The 15,345-nt window shown below is 75.5% G+C and carries 7 protein-coding genes; 2 read left to right on the forward strand and 5 right to left on the reverse strand.

Annotated elements, in window-relative coordinates; translation table 11 throughout:
* Positions 1–58: 58 nt before the first annotated feature.
* Complete coding sequence (locus tag SXIN_RS26880; RefSeq protein WP_095757659.1) at positions 59–1,741, forward strand: GMC family oxidoreductase; 1,683 nt, start codon at positions 59–61, stop codon at positions 1,739–1,741.
* Between the two features lie 336 nt (positions 1,742–2,077).
* Positions 2,078–3,280, forward strand: a complete 1,203-nt coding sequence (locus SXIN_RS26885) for an IS110 family RNA-guided transposase (RefSeq protein WP_019707043.1) — start codon at positions 2,078–2,080, stop codon at positions 3,278–3,280.
* 60 nt (positions 3,281–3,340) lie between these two features.
* On the opposite strand, the gene SXIN_RS26890 is transcribed toward SXIN_RS26885, so the two are convergent.
* From SXIN_RS26890 to SXIN_RS26910, 5 genes are read right to left on the reverse strand one after another with little or no spacing between them, the layout of a single operon-like run.
* Positions 3,341–5,785: a hypothetical protein gene (locus SXIN_RS26890; RefSeq protein WP_095757660.1), complete on the reverse strand. Its 2,445-nt coding sequence runs from the start codon at positions 5,783–5,785 to the stop codon at positions 3,341–3,343.
* A gap of 59 nt (positions 5,786–5,844) precedes the next feature.
* Positions 5,845–6,984, reverse strand: coding sequence for a VWA domain-containing protein (locus SXIN_RS26895; RefSeq protein WP_019708773.1), 1,140 nt, complete (start codon positions 6,982–6,984; stop codon positions 5,845–5,847).
* Positions 6,981–10,187, reverse strand: a complete 3,207-nt coding sequence (locus SXIN_RS32530; protein WP_238153874.1) for a DUF5682 family protein — start codon at positions 10,185–10,187, stop codon at positions 6,981–6,983. Before SXIN_RS32530 ends, SXIN_RS26895 begins: the two co-directional genes overlap by 4 nt.
* Positions 10,188–10,199: 12 nt before the next feature.
* The gene (locus tag SXIN_RS26905) at positions 10,200–11,348 is read right to left on the reverse strand and encodes an AAA family ATPase (protein WP_095757661.1); all 1,149 of its coding nucleotides are present in this window, start codon (positions 11,346–11,348) and stop codon (positions 10,200–10,202) included.
* Positions 11,345–15,121 (reverse strand): WGR and DUF4132 domain-containing protein, encoded by a 3,777-nt coding sequence (locus tag SXIN_RS26910; protein ID WP_095757662.1) that lies wholly within the window; start codon positions 15,119–15,121, stop codon positions 11,345–11,347. The genes SXIN_RS26905 and SXIN_RS26910 overlap by 4 nt, the downstream gene beginning before the upstream one ends.
* Between the last annotated feature and the right edge of the window lie 224 nt (positions 15,122–15,345).

Below are 15,345 nucleotides of genomic sequence, written 5' to 3' on the forward strand. Positions count from 1 at the left end.
CGAGAAGCAACCCGGTTGCAGCCGCCGCCACGCGGCAGCCACACAGAGAGGACGCACCATGTACGACGTCATCATCGTGGGTGCGGGATCGGCCGGCTGCGTGCTCGCCGCGCGGCTCAGTGAGGACCCGGACACGCGCGTGCTGCTGCTGGAGGCCGGCGGGCCCGACGACGCGCAGGAGATCCACATTCCGGCCGCCTTCGGCAAACTCTTCCGCACCAAGTACGACTGGGACTACCTGACCGAACCCGAGCCGGGGCTGGAGGACCGCCGCCGCTATCTGCCGCGCGGCCGGATGCTCGGCGGCTCGTCGTCCATGAACGCGATGATCTACATCCGCGGCAACCGGCGCGATTACGACGCCTGGGCCGCCGCCGGGGCCGAGGGCTGGGCCTGGGAGGACGTCCTGCCGTACTTCCTGCGCGCCGAGGACCACCACGCCGGTCCGTCGCAGTGGCACGGCGCCGGCGGACCTCTGCCGGTCAATCCGGGCCGTTCCCGGCACCCGCTGGTCGACGCCTTCGTCACCGCGGCGCAGGAGGCCGGGCACCCGTTCAACCCCGACTTCAACGGCCCCGAGCAGGACGGCGTCGGATACTACGAACTCACCCAGCGGGGCGGCCTGCGGTGCAGCACCGCCACCGCCTATCTGCGCCCCGCCCTGGACCGGCCCAACCTGGAGGTGCTCACCGGTGTCCAGTGCAACCGGGTCCTCTTCGACGGGGACCGGGCCGCCGGTGTCGAGATCGACCGCGGCGGCGCCACCGAGGAACTGCGGTGCGCGCGGGAGGTCGTCCTCTGCGCCGGCGCCTACAACTCGCCGCAGCTCCTCATGCTCTCCGGCATCGGCCCCGCCGGCGAGCTCACCGCCCACGGCATCACCCCCCGGACCGACCTGCCGGTCGGCGAGAACCTCCAGGACCACCCGCACCTGGCCGTCGTCCACCTCACCGACACCGAATCCCTGCTGAGCGCCGAGACCCCGGACAACGTGCGGCTGCTGGAGACCGAGGGACGCGGCCCGCTGACCTCGAACGTCGGCGAGGGCGGCGGCTTCTTCCGCACCACCGGCGGACTCGACGCCCCGGACGTGCAACTCCACGCCGTCCCCGCGATGTTCCACCAGGAGGGCCTGGGCACCCTCACCGACCACGGCTTCCACCTCGGCGCCGCGCTGCTCGCCCCCACCAGCCGCGGCAGGGTCCAGCTGCGCTCGGCCCTTCCCAGCGCGAAACCGCGCATCCTGCACAACTACCTGGCCACGGAGGAGGACCGGGCGACGGCGGTCCGCGCGCTGAGGCTCGTCATGGACATCGCCGGGCGGCCCGCGATGCGGGCGCACCACCGGGCGGACTTCCTCGCCCCCGACCCCGGCTGCGGCGACGACGACCTCCTCGCCTACGCCCGGCGCGAGCTGCAGACGCTCTACCACCCCGCCGGCACCTGCGCGATCGGGCCGGTCGTCGACCCGGAGCTGCGCGTGCACGGGGTGACGGGGCTGCGGGTGGCCGACGCGTCCGTCATGCCGTCCGTCGTACGCGGCAACACCAACGCCCCGACGATCATGATCGCGGAGCGGGCGGCGGACCTGATCCGCGGGAAGGCGGGCCGGACCGGTGCGGCGGACGGCGCGATGCGCGCGGTCCGGACGGAGCCCGGCGCCGGGGTGGGGGCCGGTCCGGGGGAGGGGGACGATGCCGTGCGGCCCGGTGCCGCGGTGCCCCTGGGCGATCCCGCCTGAGGCCTGCGTCGCGGCGGCAGGAGGCCGGGGCAGCCGCCGGGCTCGCGGCCCGGCCGTCTCCCCGTCCCGGCTCCCCCGTTATCTTCTTCGCGGTCCTGCAAGAGGGCTGCTGGCCTCCGGGCCCGGCATGACTGTTGCCCCCTGTCGTTGGGATGACCTGGGGGGTGGTGTCACCGGGCCCGAGGGGTGCCGTCGGAGACGCTGATCAGAGGCCCGACCACCGCCCGGCCGGGCGCAATGCCCGGCCACTCGCGGGCGGCAGGTCTGCATAACGTGGATGCGCGCGAACGGCCCCGCCACCGAGGCCGGCACGGCATCGACGCATGTGGGGGCACGGTGATCGACATCGACGAGACGGGCGTCTTCCTCGGCCTGGACGTCGGCAAGAGCAGCCATCACGGACACGGACTCACCCCGGCCGGGAAGAAGGTGTTCGACAAGCCGCTGCCCAACAGCGAACCGAAACTGCGGGCCGTCTTCGACAAGCTCCGTGACAAGTTCGGCCGGGTGCTGGTGATCGTGGACCAGCCCGCCTCCATCGGCGCCCTGCCGCTGACCGTCGCCCGCGACGCGGGCTGCCAGGTCGCCTATCTGCCCGGGCTGGCGATGCGCAGGATTGCCGACCTCTACCCGGGTGAAGCCAAGACCGACGCCCGCGACGCGGCCGTTATCGCGGACGCTGCACGCACCATGCCCCACACCCTGCGTTCCCTCGACCTCACGGACGAGATCACCGCCGAGCTGACCATGCTGGTCGGCTTCGACCAGGACCTGGCCGGCGAGGCCAACCGCACCTCCAACCGCATCCGCGGCCTGCTCACCCAGTTCCACCCCAGCCTCGAACGCGTCCTGGGACCCCGCCTGGACCATCCCGCCATCACCTGGCTACTGGAGCGCTACGGCTCCCCGGCCGCCCTGCGCAAGGCCGGCCGCCGCAAACTCGTCGAGGTCATACGGCCCAAGGCCCCGCGCATGGCCCAGCGACTCGTCAACGACATCTTCACCGCCCTCGACGAACAGACCGTCGTCGTCCCGGGAACCGGCACCCTGGACGTCATCGTGCCCTCGCTGGCCAAGTCGCTGGCCACCGTCCACGAACAACGCCGCGCACTGGAAACCCAGATCGAGACCCTGCTGGAGGCTCACCCTCTTTCCCAGGTCCTGACCTCGATGCCCGGCATCGGCGTCAGGACCGCCGCAGTCCTCCTGACCACCATCGGCGACGGCAGCTCCTTCCCCACCGCCGCCCACCTCGCCTCCTACGCCGGCCTCGCCCCCACCACCCGACAGTCCGGATCCTCCATCCACGGCGAACACGCCCCCAGAGGCGGAAACCGACAGCTCAAACGCGCGATGTTCCTCTCCGCGTTCGCCGCCCTCCACGACCCCGCCTCCCGCACCTACTACGACCGCTGCCGAGCCCGGGGCAAAACCCACACCCAAGCCCTCCTCCGCCTCGCCCGCCACCGCATCAGCGTCCTCTTCGCCATGCTCCGCGACGGCACCTTCTACGAACCCAGAACCCCACGACTCGCTTGACGAAAGACATAGAGGCACCCCCCCGGGCCGTCCCGGGACGGGCCGTCACGGAACCGGTGCTCAGCCGCGGCGGTGGAGTTCGGCGGTGGTGAGCAGGCGTATCTGGGCGTCGGTCCAGCGGGCCGGGGCGTCCTCCGGGACCGGCAGCGAGTCCAGGAGCCGGCGCACCGCGGTGGCGCAGACGGCCAGGCCGGTACGGGCGAGGTCGTCGGCGGAACGGGCCAGGGCCGTGCGCACGGGGCCGGTGAGATGACGAAGCCCCAGGTGGGCCGCGTCGGCCAGGGCGGCCAGGGCGGAGCCGAGCGCGTCGGCCACCGGGTCCGGCGGGGCAGAGCCGGGGAGCAGCGGCAGGTTCCCCGGCTCGCCGGCCGACAGATGGGGGACGGTGATGCCGCCGGCGTCCGCGCTGCCGGTGCCGGTGCCGCTGCCGGTGCCGCCCGTGCCGTCGCGGCGGTCCGGGCCGGCGACGGCGTACGGGGTGATCCGGAGCCCGCCGCCGTCCCGGTGCAGGGCACCGGCCACATAGCGGGGGCCGTCGGCCAGGGCGGCGGCGAGGGCGTCCAGCGCGGCGGGGGCCATGGGCTCGTGCGGGGCGGAGAGCAGGGCCGTGTTGCCGGCCGCGTCGAGGACGGTCGCCTCCAGGCGCTGCGCGGCCGGGTCGTAGCCGATGCCGGTCACCTCGGAGACCTCCACGACCCGCACCGTCTCCGCCTCCACCCGGGGACGGACGAGCCGGGGCGGACGGCCGTCCCACTCAGCGGCGTGCGCGGCCAGATCGCGCACCAGGAGCGTGCTCGGCAGCTCCGACCAGGCCGTCGGACCGAGCGGGGTGACCGTGGTGACGGCGAGCCGGCCGCGGGTCAGGGTGAGGGCGCGGCTCGCGGTGCGCCGCGCGGTCTCGCTGACCACACTGCTCGCGGCGAGAGAGGCCAGGGTCGTACCGAGAACGCGGCGGCTGCCCCACGGACGGTCGGACGGCTGCCAGGTCTTGTGCAGGACGACCACCACGCCCGCCTCGGCGTGCGCGAAGAAGGTCTGCGTCACCGGGTGTTCGGGCGTGCCGGAGAGGCGGCAGCCGAGAGCGGTGAGCCGGACCCGGCGCAGCGGCGTCTCCGCCACCTCGCGCTCACCGAGCACACCGGGGGTGCGGCCCGCGGCGCGGTGGCGGGCGTGGAGTTCGGCGAGGAGCGCGGCGTGGCGCAGCGGGTCGTGCGCGGCATCGCGCTCGGTGTGCGCGGCCAGTTGGTCCGAGAGTTCGGCGGCGACGGCGGCGGGCCAGTGCAGGGAGGCGGCCGTCAGGGACTTCGCGGTCCGGCGGAGCGCGGCGGCGAGCACGGGGCCCGCGTGGGCCGCGCCGTCGAGGAGGAGGTCGTCGGCCAGGGCGAGAGCGGTGGCGAGGGACGGGTGAGTGCTGGGGGCGGGCGCCGCGGGTGCGTTGGCCGTGCTGCTCACCGGTGCGCCGGGAGAGGCGCCGCCGGGCCTGCGCGGGGACGTGGCGGCGGGGATGTCCGCGGGGGTGTCCGCGGGCATGGATTCGAGCCCGCCCGCGGGTGTGGGGCCGGGGCGGTCGGCGGTGCCGGGGGGAGAGGAGACGCCGCGGCGGGCGGTGCCGCCCGAGCGGGAAGGGGGGTGCACCTCGACGGGGCCGTCGCCGGTCCCGGCCTCGTCCGCCGCACGGAACGCCCAGACGGCGAGGGCCACCATCTCGCCCCGTACCGCCTCCGCCGCGTCGGTGAGGGCGTAGCCGATCTCGCCCGGCACCGGGAACCGGACGGTGCACGTGGGCAGTTCCACCCACGGCCCGGCAGGACCGGAGGACCGGCCCCGGCCGCCGGTGGTGCCCGGGGCCACGGGCCCGGCGGGGGCGGGAACCGCGCGGTGGATCCGTGCGGTGTAGCCGCCGCGGGCCGTGCGGCGGGCGGCGGTGACGGCACGGGCGCCGACGGCCGCCGTCAGCGTCTCGTCGTCGAAAGCGCCCGGCGACCAGTCGGCCGGTGGGTTCGGCGGGGTGGGAGGGGCCGGCGGCGTCGGTGTGGGGGGTGCGCCGTCCGGAGCGGGCACGGGGCCGGTGGCGCGGGGAGCCGGAGTGGTCGTGGCGGGTGCTGCGGGCGCGACGGGTGTGGCAGGTGCTGCGGGCGTGCCTGCTGTGCCGTGCGTGGAAGCGGTGCGCTGGTAGGCGAGGACCAGGCCGATGAGATGACGGCACACGCCGGTGGCCCCGCACCCGCAGGAACCGTTGTCCAGGCCCGCGCCCGGCGGGAGTTCCGCCACCGCGGCACCGGCGTAGTCGGCCCGCACCCGGCCGTCCTCCCCGACCGTCAGGGCCGGGGCGCGGCCGGCGTCGATGTCCTTGCTCGCGCGCTTGACCAGACCGCGGTTGGTGAGGGCGGCAAGGGTGTCGGGGGTGAGCGCCAGCAGGTCGGCACGGGTCCCCCCGCTCGGTGCCGTCATCGCCGTCCTCGCTTCCGCCGCGTCCGCGGGCGTGTCCGTATCCATCGCCGCCATACCCGTCTCCTCCGTTTCGGCCCGCACGGCTGCCGTGGGCGCCGTCGTCCCCGCCGCCGTCACCGGACCAGCCGCTTCGCCACGAACTCGGCCAGCCGGCCCGGGGTCATGGCGCCCATGTGGGCGCCCTCCCGGGCGAGGCGGCCCGCCAGCTCCCGGTCGTAGGAGGGGTTGGCCTCCTCGTCCAGGGCGGCCAGGCCGAGCACCGTCGTGCCCTGCTGGACGAGTTGCCGCACCGTGTGGATCAGCCGGTACGGGTCACCGCCCTCGTAGAAGTCGCTGATGACGGCGAACACGCAGCGGCGGGGGTTGTCGATGAGGCCCGCGCCGTAGTCCACGGCCCGCGCGATGTCGGTGCCGCCGCCGAGCTGGACGCGCATCAGCAGCTCCACGGGGTCCGGCACATCGGCGGTCAGGTCCACGACCGAGGTGTCGAAGGCGATGAGATGGGTCCTGAGACCGGGCAGATTCCACAGGCAGGCGGCTGTCACGGCGGAGTGGATGACCGATCCGGCCATCGAACCCGACTGGTCCACCAGCAGGATGAGCTGCCACTGCTGGAGCCGGCGGCGGGTGCGGGAGTGGAAGGAGGGACGCTCGATGATCAGCCGCTTGTGCTCGGGCTGGTAGTGGGCGAGGTTGGCGCGGACCGTCGTCCTGAAGTCGAAGTCGCGGGCGACGGCCAGCCGGGAGGGACGGCGGTCGCGGCTGCCGGTGAACGCGCGGTGCACCTCCGGACGGAGACGGTCCATCAGCTGCCGTACGACCTTCTCCACGATGCGCCGGGCCGCCGCCAGCACGGCCGGATTCATCAGGTGCTTGGTGCGCAGGACGGCGCGGAGGAGGGCCGGGCTCGGCTCGACCCGCTCCAGCACGGCCGGGTCGGTGACGATCTCTTCGATGCCGTAGCGCTCCACGGCGTCCCGCTCCAGCCGCTCGATCGTCTCCCGGGGGAAGAGACGGTGCACGTCGTCCAGCCAGTCCACGGCCGTGACGGCGCTGGGGCCGTCGCCGCCCTCGCGGCCGGCGGGGGAGGGCCGGCGGATGCCGCGCCGGGCCAGTTCCGGGTCGCGGCCGTACAGCCAGTCGAGGGCGGCGTCGCGGGCGGCGGCCTCCGCGCCGAGCGGCCCGGCGCAGCGCTCGGCGGGTGAACCGAGGATCAGTCGCCACCGCTCCAGGGCGGGGTCGGGTGGGGTCACCGGTCGTTTCCCTTCGGGTCGTCCTCCGTGCCATGGGCTGTCCGGGCCGGGTTCTCCCCGCGGGTCCCATGGCAGGGTCCGTGTACGGTCCCGGTGCTGTCCGCGAGCCCGGGTTCCTCCGCGGCCCGGTGCACGGCTGTCTTCCGCGTTCCGTCGGCAGCGGTGCCGGGACCGTTCGGGACCCCGATCGGGCCGTCCACGACTGCGGGCCGGGTCCGCGCTCCGCTTCCGGCCTCGCCCCCGGCTGCTGACGGCGGTGGCCCTTCCGTTCCCGTTCCTGTTCCCGGGCCCGTTCCCGGCACCGGTTCCGTTCCCGGAACCGGTGACGCTCCCGGCTCCGGCCGGGGCGGTGTGCCGAGCCCGTACCGGGTCAGCAGGGTGCCGACCCGCTCCTCCAGCGCCCGCGCGGCGGCCGGCGCCATCGGGTCGCCACTCGTGCGCAGCAGGGCGCGGGCCGAACCGCGCACACCGCGCAGTTCCAGCAGCCGGCCGGCGATCCGCTCCCGCTCCCGGGGCGGGAAGAACGCGAACGCCTGGCGGAGGGCGGGCAGCGCGGCGAGGAAGGCGCCCTCGCTCATCCCGCCCACCGTCCGGTCCAGCACGCCGACCAGATCACCGATGTCGTCGCGGGAGACGGCGAACAGCCCGGCCAGCCAGTCGCCCAGCACGTCGGGGCCGAACTCGGCCATCGCCGCCGCCGGTCGGCCCTCCGTGCCCAGGGCACGGGCCAGGCCGAAGGCCGCGCCGCGCAGATCGGCCGGGGCCTGCCGGTCGGCCGCGACGCGGTGGGCCGCGCCGGCTGCCGTCTCCCGGTCCAGCGACAGCGGGTGCGGGGCGTGCAGCAGCGCGTCCCGCAGCGCCGCGACCGCCGCGAGCCGCCCCGTGTCCACGCCGGACGACGGGCCGTGCACGCCCTCCAGCAGCCACAGCAGGCGGACGGCCGCACCGTCCACGACCTCCGCGAGGAGCGGGCCGCGCGCCACCCCGTACACCCGGTCGTGGCGCCAGAGACCGAGAGAGGTCGCCAGCACCTCGCCGAGCGCGCCCGGCTCGGGGAGCTCCCGCACCCGGCCGGCCAGGGCCGTCAGCAACTCCCCGGCCAGCGGCCCGACTCCGCAGAGCACGGCGTCGAACAGCGTGCGCGCGAGTCCGCCCGCGTCCGGGCCGTCCCGGCGGGCGCGCTCGGTCAGCGCCGTCGCGGCGGCGTCCGCGAGCCGGGCCCCGTACGCGCCGGCCTCCACCAGCGCCGCGTCCCGGCCGGGCGCGGGCACCCGTTCCCATCGCTCGGAGAAGACCGCCTCCGTCCCGTGCCGCGGCCCGGATCTCCGCTCGTGACCGGGGATACCGAGCACGCGCAAGCGGTGCAGCGTGCGGCTCCGTTCCAGCCCGCGCGGGGTCGTCAGGTCCAGGACGGCCGGCTGCTCGCCGTCGAGACCGAGGCGCTCCAGTTCGGCGGCCACGTCATGGACGAGGGGCGGGGCCGGGGTGCCGGGGTGGAGCCGGCCGGTCCGGTCACCGCAGCAGACCGCGACCATCTCCACGATCGCCGGATGGCTCCCCGGCGCGAGCGTGCCGCGCGCGGTCCACGGGAGGGGCTGGTCGAGGGCGTCGGCGACCAGGGCACCGGCCAGCCCGTCGAGCACGTCGACCCGGGCGGGGACCGGATGGCCGCGCAGCAGGGACAGCCCCTCGGCCTGGGCGCGGGCGGCGATCAGCGCGGCCGTGGAGACCGGATGGCGCCGCTCCCGCAGCCGGCCGGCGACCTCCCGCAGCAGGGTGTCGGCGGCGGCTCGGGGGCCCTCCTCCCACAGCCGCTGGTAGTAGCCGGGCGAGGGCATGCCCGACTGGTATCCGGCGAAGGCGTCCAACTGCTTGAAGGAGTACGGGACGAGGAAGCTGCCCGCCAGAGCCCCGGCCGGCGGCTCCGGCACCTCGGGCCATGCGGCGCGGGTTCCGGACTCGGGCCCGGACTTGCCCTCAGCCCCGGGCTTGCCCTCCGACCCTGACCCGGTCTCTGTCCCGGCCCCGGCTCCCGGCCTTCCGGACCCGGTGTTCGTCCCGGTCTCCCCTGCGCCGGCCCCGGTCTCCGACCCGGACCTGGACTCGGCCCCGGCTGCGGGTGCGGTTCCGGCTCCTGCCCGGCTCCGGGGGGCCGGCCCGGAACCCGTTACGCCCCTTGTGCCCGGGCCGGGCTCGGTTGCGGCGCAGGGCTCGGGCTCGGCTCCGGTCGTGGAGGTGGCTCCCGTTTCGCCCCGGGCACCGGAACCGGCGTCACCGGTGGGCTGCGGTTGCCCCTCTGGGGAGAAGCCGGTGAGGGCACGGAGGGCGGGCTGGTGGAAGCCGCCGGTCACCACCAGCACCGGCCGGCCGCCGGCCCGTTCGGCGGCCGCGCGGACCCAGGACGCCATATACGCCTCGCGGGCCCGGTCGCCCTCGTCGGCCTCCGCGTCACCGCGGACGACGGCGAAGTAGGTGTCCAGGCGCTCGGCCATCTCCGACAACGCGCCGAAGCGGGCAGCGCCGGCCCCGTCCGCCGCCCCCGCTGTGCCGGCCGCCGCCTCCGCGGCCCCGGCCCGCGTTTCCGCGGGGTCCGGTCCGTCCGTGCCGGCGGGCCCGGCCGCGTCCGTGTGGTCCGCGACCTCGAACAGCCGGTCCCAGAGCGCGTCCACGGAGTCGGCCGCGAACCGTTCGCAGAGCCGGGTGGTGGCCTCGGCGTAACGGGCCTCCGCGTCCGCGAAACGGTTGACGCGCTCGGCGAACGCCGGGTGCCAGGCCGGCAGGTCGATGAACAGGACCTCGGCGCCCGCCGCCCGGCCCTCGGTGAGCGCCACCCACTCCGGCGAGTAGTCGCACAGGGGTGCCCAGGACGTGGCCGCCCGTTCCTCGTCCCGGTAGTGGCCGAACACCGCCACGGGCAGTTCGTGCCCGAGCAGCAGCTCGTCCAGCCGGCCGTTCATGTCGGCCGGGCCCTCCACCAGGACGTACGAGGGCCGCAGCGCGCGGATGGCATGGGCCACCAGCCGGGCACAGGCAGGGGAGTGGTGGCGTACCCCGATGAAGGTGACGTCCGCGTCGGGATGAGAACGAGGCCGGGGACGGGCACCGGCATCCGGACCGGCCACGGCCCCCGTCCCGCCCGCACCCGTGCCGGCGCCCCGGCCCGCGTCGGCTTCCGCGGACCCGTCCGCCGCTGTCGCTGTCATGAACGTGCCCCCTCAGCCGTCCAGCAGGTGGCGTGCCCGGTACAGCGCCTTCCACTGCGCGCCGGACCGGCCCTTCACCCGCTGCTCCAGATAGCGGCGCAGCCGGGCCAGATCCTCCGGGCTGTCCTTGGCGGCCGTGCCGGCCAGGCAGGACACCACATCCGCGGCGCCGCCCGGCTCCCCGCGCAGGAACCAGCCGCGGACGCCGACCGCGTGGGCCACCGCCACCGCCTCGGCGGTGCTCATCACGGCGTCCGGACGGCCGGCCCGCGCGCCCTCGCCGCCCGCCCCGGACCGCAGTTCGCGGAAGGTGGTGACGAGCACCTCCAGGACGTCCCGCTCCGGGGGAGCCGTGACGCCGGAGCGGCGGAGCAGGGCGGTGGTCTCGGCCTCCACCAGCGCCAGTTCGGTGTCGAGGTCGGGGATCGGGAACACCGTCTCGAAGGTGAAGCGGCGCTTGAGAGCGGCGCTCATCTCGTTGACCCCGCGGTCGCGGGTGTTGGCGGTGGCGATGACGTTGAACCCCTGCCGGGCGAAGACCATGCCGTCCGGGCCGTCCAGCTCCGGTATGGCCACGACCCGTTCGGACAGCAGCGACAGCAGCGAGTCCTGGACCTCCAGCGGGCAGCGGGTGATCTCCTCGAACCGCACGATCCGGCCCTCCGCCATGCCGCGCAGCATCGGCGCCGGCACCAGGGAGCGTTTCGACGGGCCCTCGGACACCAGCAGGGCGTAGTTCCAGCCGTACTTGATCTGGTCCTCGGTGGTGGCCGCGCCGCCCTGCACGGTGAGGGTGGAGGTGCCGCTGACGGCCGCCGCGATCAGCTCCGACAGCAGCGACTTGGCCGTGCCCGGCTCGCCGACCAGCATCAGGCCGCGGCTGGTGGCGAGGGTGACCAGAGCCCGTTCGACCAGGGACGGGTTGCCGACGAACTTCCGGGTGACGCCGGCCTCCTCGTCACCGGTGATGAAGCGGCGCGCGGCGCGCAGGCTGAGCCGCCAGCCCGGCGGGCGCGGCGCGTCGTCCGCGGCGCGCAGGGCGGCCAGCTCCCCGGCGTACCGGACCTCGGCCGGGGGCCGCTGCCACGACTCCCCGTCACCGGGCCGGCCGTTCTCCGGCGCGCTCGCGCGGGGGAGGGTCTGGTCCTCGTGGGTGCTCATGCGGCGGTCAGCTCCGTCAGGTCGGCGATCACCTCGGAGAGGATCACGGGATCGACGTCCGCGAAGGCCAGGTCGATGCCCTGGTGCGGCGGGGACCAGTCACCCGGCCGGTTGTGCAGCCACACCGCCTCCACCTTCTGCTCGGGGAAGATGTCGATGGCGCCGACGGCGATCCCGTCGCTCGGGTTGAGGATCACCCAGCGCTTCTCGGCGACCCGCCGGGAGATCCAGCACTCCACCCCGGCGTCCTGCGGCTCGCCGCGCTGCCAGCCGCGCCGCTCCAGGCCGAGCAGTTTGCGCGTGTCCACAGTGATGCCCTCGAAGCGCCCGAGCCGGCCGCCGGCGGCCTCCTGCCCGGTCAGCCGGTGCACGGGGCGGCCGAGCTGGGGGAAGGGCTGCAGGATCTCGTAGTCCGCGAACAGCTCGGACCACACGGGGAGTTCGGCGCCGAGGTGCAGCGGGTGGGCCAGCCGCACGGTGGCGTCCCCGGGAAGCGTGAACTCCTCGTCCCCGGCGTCGGCGAACGTGCGGTCCTCCGCGACCCGGAACGCCGTCACGGAACGCTTCCCCGGCGCCCCGCCACCGGAATCCGCGCCACCGGAGCCAGTGGCGGGGGCGCCCGCCCCGGCTCCGCCGGCCTCCGCGCCGCCCCCCGTCTCGCACAGCCACACGAGCCGCCGCACCAGGTGCCCCAGCAGCGGATGCGCCACGAACAGCTCGCGGAACTCGGCGGCGGTCCACACCCGCCCCTCCACCATGGCGCTCTCGAACCGGCGCACCTGGTCGGAGGCGACCGTCCGCACGTCCTTCTTCAGCGCCAGGAACCTCTTCCGCTCCAGCGGCGCCAGCTCCGCGTCGTCCCGCGCCCCCGGTTTGGGGAGATCCTTGCGCCGCTTGCCGTCCTCGTCGAGCACATACGGACGCAGCTGCTCGTCGAAGCCGACGGTGAAGCGGCGCGGGCCGTAGTCCACGACCGCCGAGCCGTTCGCGTCGAGCCCGAAGTCCGGCACCAGCCGGTCGGCGAGCTGCTCACCGGAGAGCCCGAGTCCGGCCGCCACCTCCGCGATCTTCTCCTTCGCCCGCACCTTCAGAGCCTTGAACTTCACCCGCTGCGCGATGCCGTGCAGATGCATCAGCGCCACGTCGCTGCCGATGGCGGCCAGCACGTCCAGCCCTTCCACGGCCCGGTGGTGCGCCCCCTGGCCCGGCCAGGCCCGCAGGACCGGGGAGAGCGCACGCACCGTGTCGTCGTCGCCGAGCAGCCCCAGCGCGTGCAGCGCCCAGCTGTCCCTCGCCGGCATCCCGGCCAGCCGCCACTGCTCGAACAGCGCCCAGGCGAAGTGGGCGAGCGAGGCGGGGTCGCAGGTCTCCCGGACGATGCCGACGCCCGGGTAGACCTGACCCGGCTTGGAGATCGCCAGCATGGTGAGCAGATGCCGGACCGACGCCGACGGCAGCGCACCCCCGTGGCCGCGGAGCAGCACCTGCGGCAGCAGCGCGGGCTCGGCCCAGGCGTCCACCCGCGGCATCCGCGCGGGCAGGGCGTTCTCCAGCGGGTCGGCCGACAGCAGCTCCTCGACGGCGGCCGCGGCCTCGCTCCCGTAGCCGGCGGCGGCCTCGCGCACCGCGCCGGCGCCGTGCCGGGCGGCGATGAGCCGCAGGGCGTGCTCGGCCCTGCGCCGGGCGGGACCCGCGGCGCCCACCGCATCCGGCACGAGCAGGGCCGCGGGGGCGGCCCCGTGCCGCTCGAACCACGAACGGGCCGTGCCGGCGGCCGACTTGAGCCGCATGGACCAGTCGGCCATCAGCCGGGCGACTTCCACGTCCAGGTACGGCAGCAGGATGGCGCCGACCGTGGCCGGGTGCCGGGCCGCCGTCCGGCGCAGCCCCGGCAGGGCCTCCGTGCCGAAGCGGGCGGCGACCGGCTTCATCGCCTCGTCGGCGTCCCAGAGGGTGTCCGGCTGCCAGTCGGCCAGCAGGGGGCGGACGAGATCCTCGGGGCCCTCGGCGAACAGATTGACGGTGTGATGGCGCAACGGGCCGCCGCCCTCGCGGAGTCTGGCCACGTCCTTCTCCAGCCGGAACCGCCGGTACCACTCCCGGCTCGAGGACTCGGTGGCCGCCCACTCCTCCCGCTCGCCCGGCAGCCACACCACCCGCGCCGGCGCGCCGGCCGACAGGCCGGTGACGGTCCGCGGCTTCCTCACCACGCGCTTGCGGGTCCACGGCGGGCTCACCAGCAGCGCGGGCAGCGCCTCGGCGGGGGCGTCCGCGACCCGGCCCGCCGGGTCCAGGAGCCCCGCCACCGTCTCCGCCGCCCCCTCGGAGAAGCCGTCCAGCCGGGGTTCCAGCAGTTCCCGGTGCACGGCCACATGCGCGGCCAGGATCTGCCGGGCCGTACCGGACTCCCGCCCGGACCCGGCAGCCGCCTCCGCCAGCATCCGCGCGGCACGCACCGGATACCGCCGCGCGGCCTCCAGCAGCGCGGTCCGGACATGCTTGTCCTCGAAGCGGGCCAGCAGCATCCCGAACGCCTCGTCGGTCGGCAGCTCCACGAGCGCGCCGGCCATCGCCTTCATCGCATCGGCCGAGGCGTAACTGTTGGCCAGATAGGCGTCGATGAGACCGGCCACGGCCGTGCCGGTGCCCTCGGCGAGGGTGGCGACGGTGGCCAGGGTGCCGTTGACCGGGTTGACACCGGGCCCGGCCGCCAGCCGGTGGAGCTGCTCCGGCGCGTACAGCGACTCGAAGAGCAGGGACCGGATCGAGTGGTCCTCCGTTCCGCTCGGCCCCGGATCGGCGCAGCACTCGTCCACCCAGCCGGTCTCACCCGGCACCAGGTAGGCGGCGACGATCCGGCGCCGCGTCCCGCTCGCTTCCCCCCGGACCGCGGCGACGGCGGCGACGGCCTCGCGGTGGGTGTCCTCGCCGGCGACCGCGAGCAGCGCCCGGACCCGGTCGGCGGCCGGCCGTCGCATGTGGCTCAGGTACTGGTGCGCGCCCTCGGGAAGCGCCCCGAGGGAGTCCGCGGTCCGGATGTGCCGCTGGTTGTAGGCGACCCTGACCTCCACGTCGAACAGCTCCACGACGGCGTGCGCGGCGAACGGCAGGCCGTGCAGCAGGACCCAGGCGTCGACCACGGGTTCGTACCGCCGCTGCCAGCTCTCGGTGATCACCGCGAGCACCGCGGCGCCCAGCGGATCGGCCTCACCGGCGAGATGGGCCCGCGCCGCGGCCGCCATCCGCTCGTCGCGGCCCTCGGCTCCGAGTGCCTTCCGGATCGACTGCTCGCCCGCGCGGAGCCGGCCGTGCCACAGCTCCACCGCGTCTTTGGCCGGCGCGGCCACGGACCGGCGCAGCCCGCCGCGGCGCGGCCGCACCTGGCGCCGCCAGGTGGCGGGCAGGACGAAGGTGTCCTCGTCCGGGGCTTCCTGTGCCTCTTGGGCTTCCGGGACTTCCGGTGCTCCCGGGGCGGCTTGCCCGGCTCGGGCGGCGGCACCCGCCGTACCGGCCGAGCCGGAGGCACCCGTCGCCGCGCCGGAGGCCGGGCCGCCGGGGGCGCCCGGGCCGTCCACGGCCACGTACCCCTTGCGCTCCTTCTCCCCGGTCACCTTCGCCAGATACGCCTCCGCGCCCTCGGCGGAGCCGCAGTCCTTCTCCTGGGTACGGCCCTGCGAACCGATCCGCCCGTACCGGACGGTGACCACCGCCCCGGCCGAACCGGCCTCCCAGAACTTGGCCGCCTTGCCGTCCGCGAACTCCCAGCGCCGCATCTCCGCCCCTCCCCTGAAGCCGGCCGGACCTGCTCCGGCCTGCTCCGATCCGTTCCACCCCGCCACAGCGCACACGTCACCCCCGGGGGCACACGCGTGGATTCCACCCGAGCTCCGTGAGCCGGGCGATCAATGGGCTTCACCTTAGGACCGGGTACTGACAGTGACACCCGGGGCGCCGGGAACGGCCGCCGGCCGGTCCGCCGCGGGACTGGCCGGTGCGG

It is taken from the genome of Streptomyces xinghaiensis S187 (assembly GCF_000220705.2).
Lineage (GTDB): Bacteria > Actinomycetota > Actinomycetes > Streptomycetales > Streptomycetaceae > Streptomyces > Streptomyces xinghaiensis.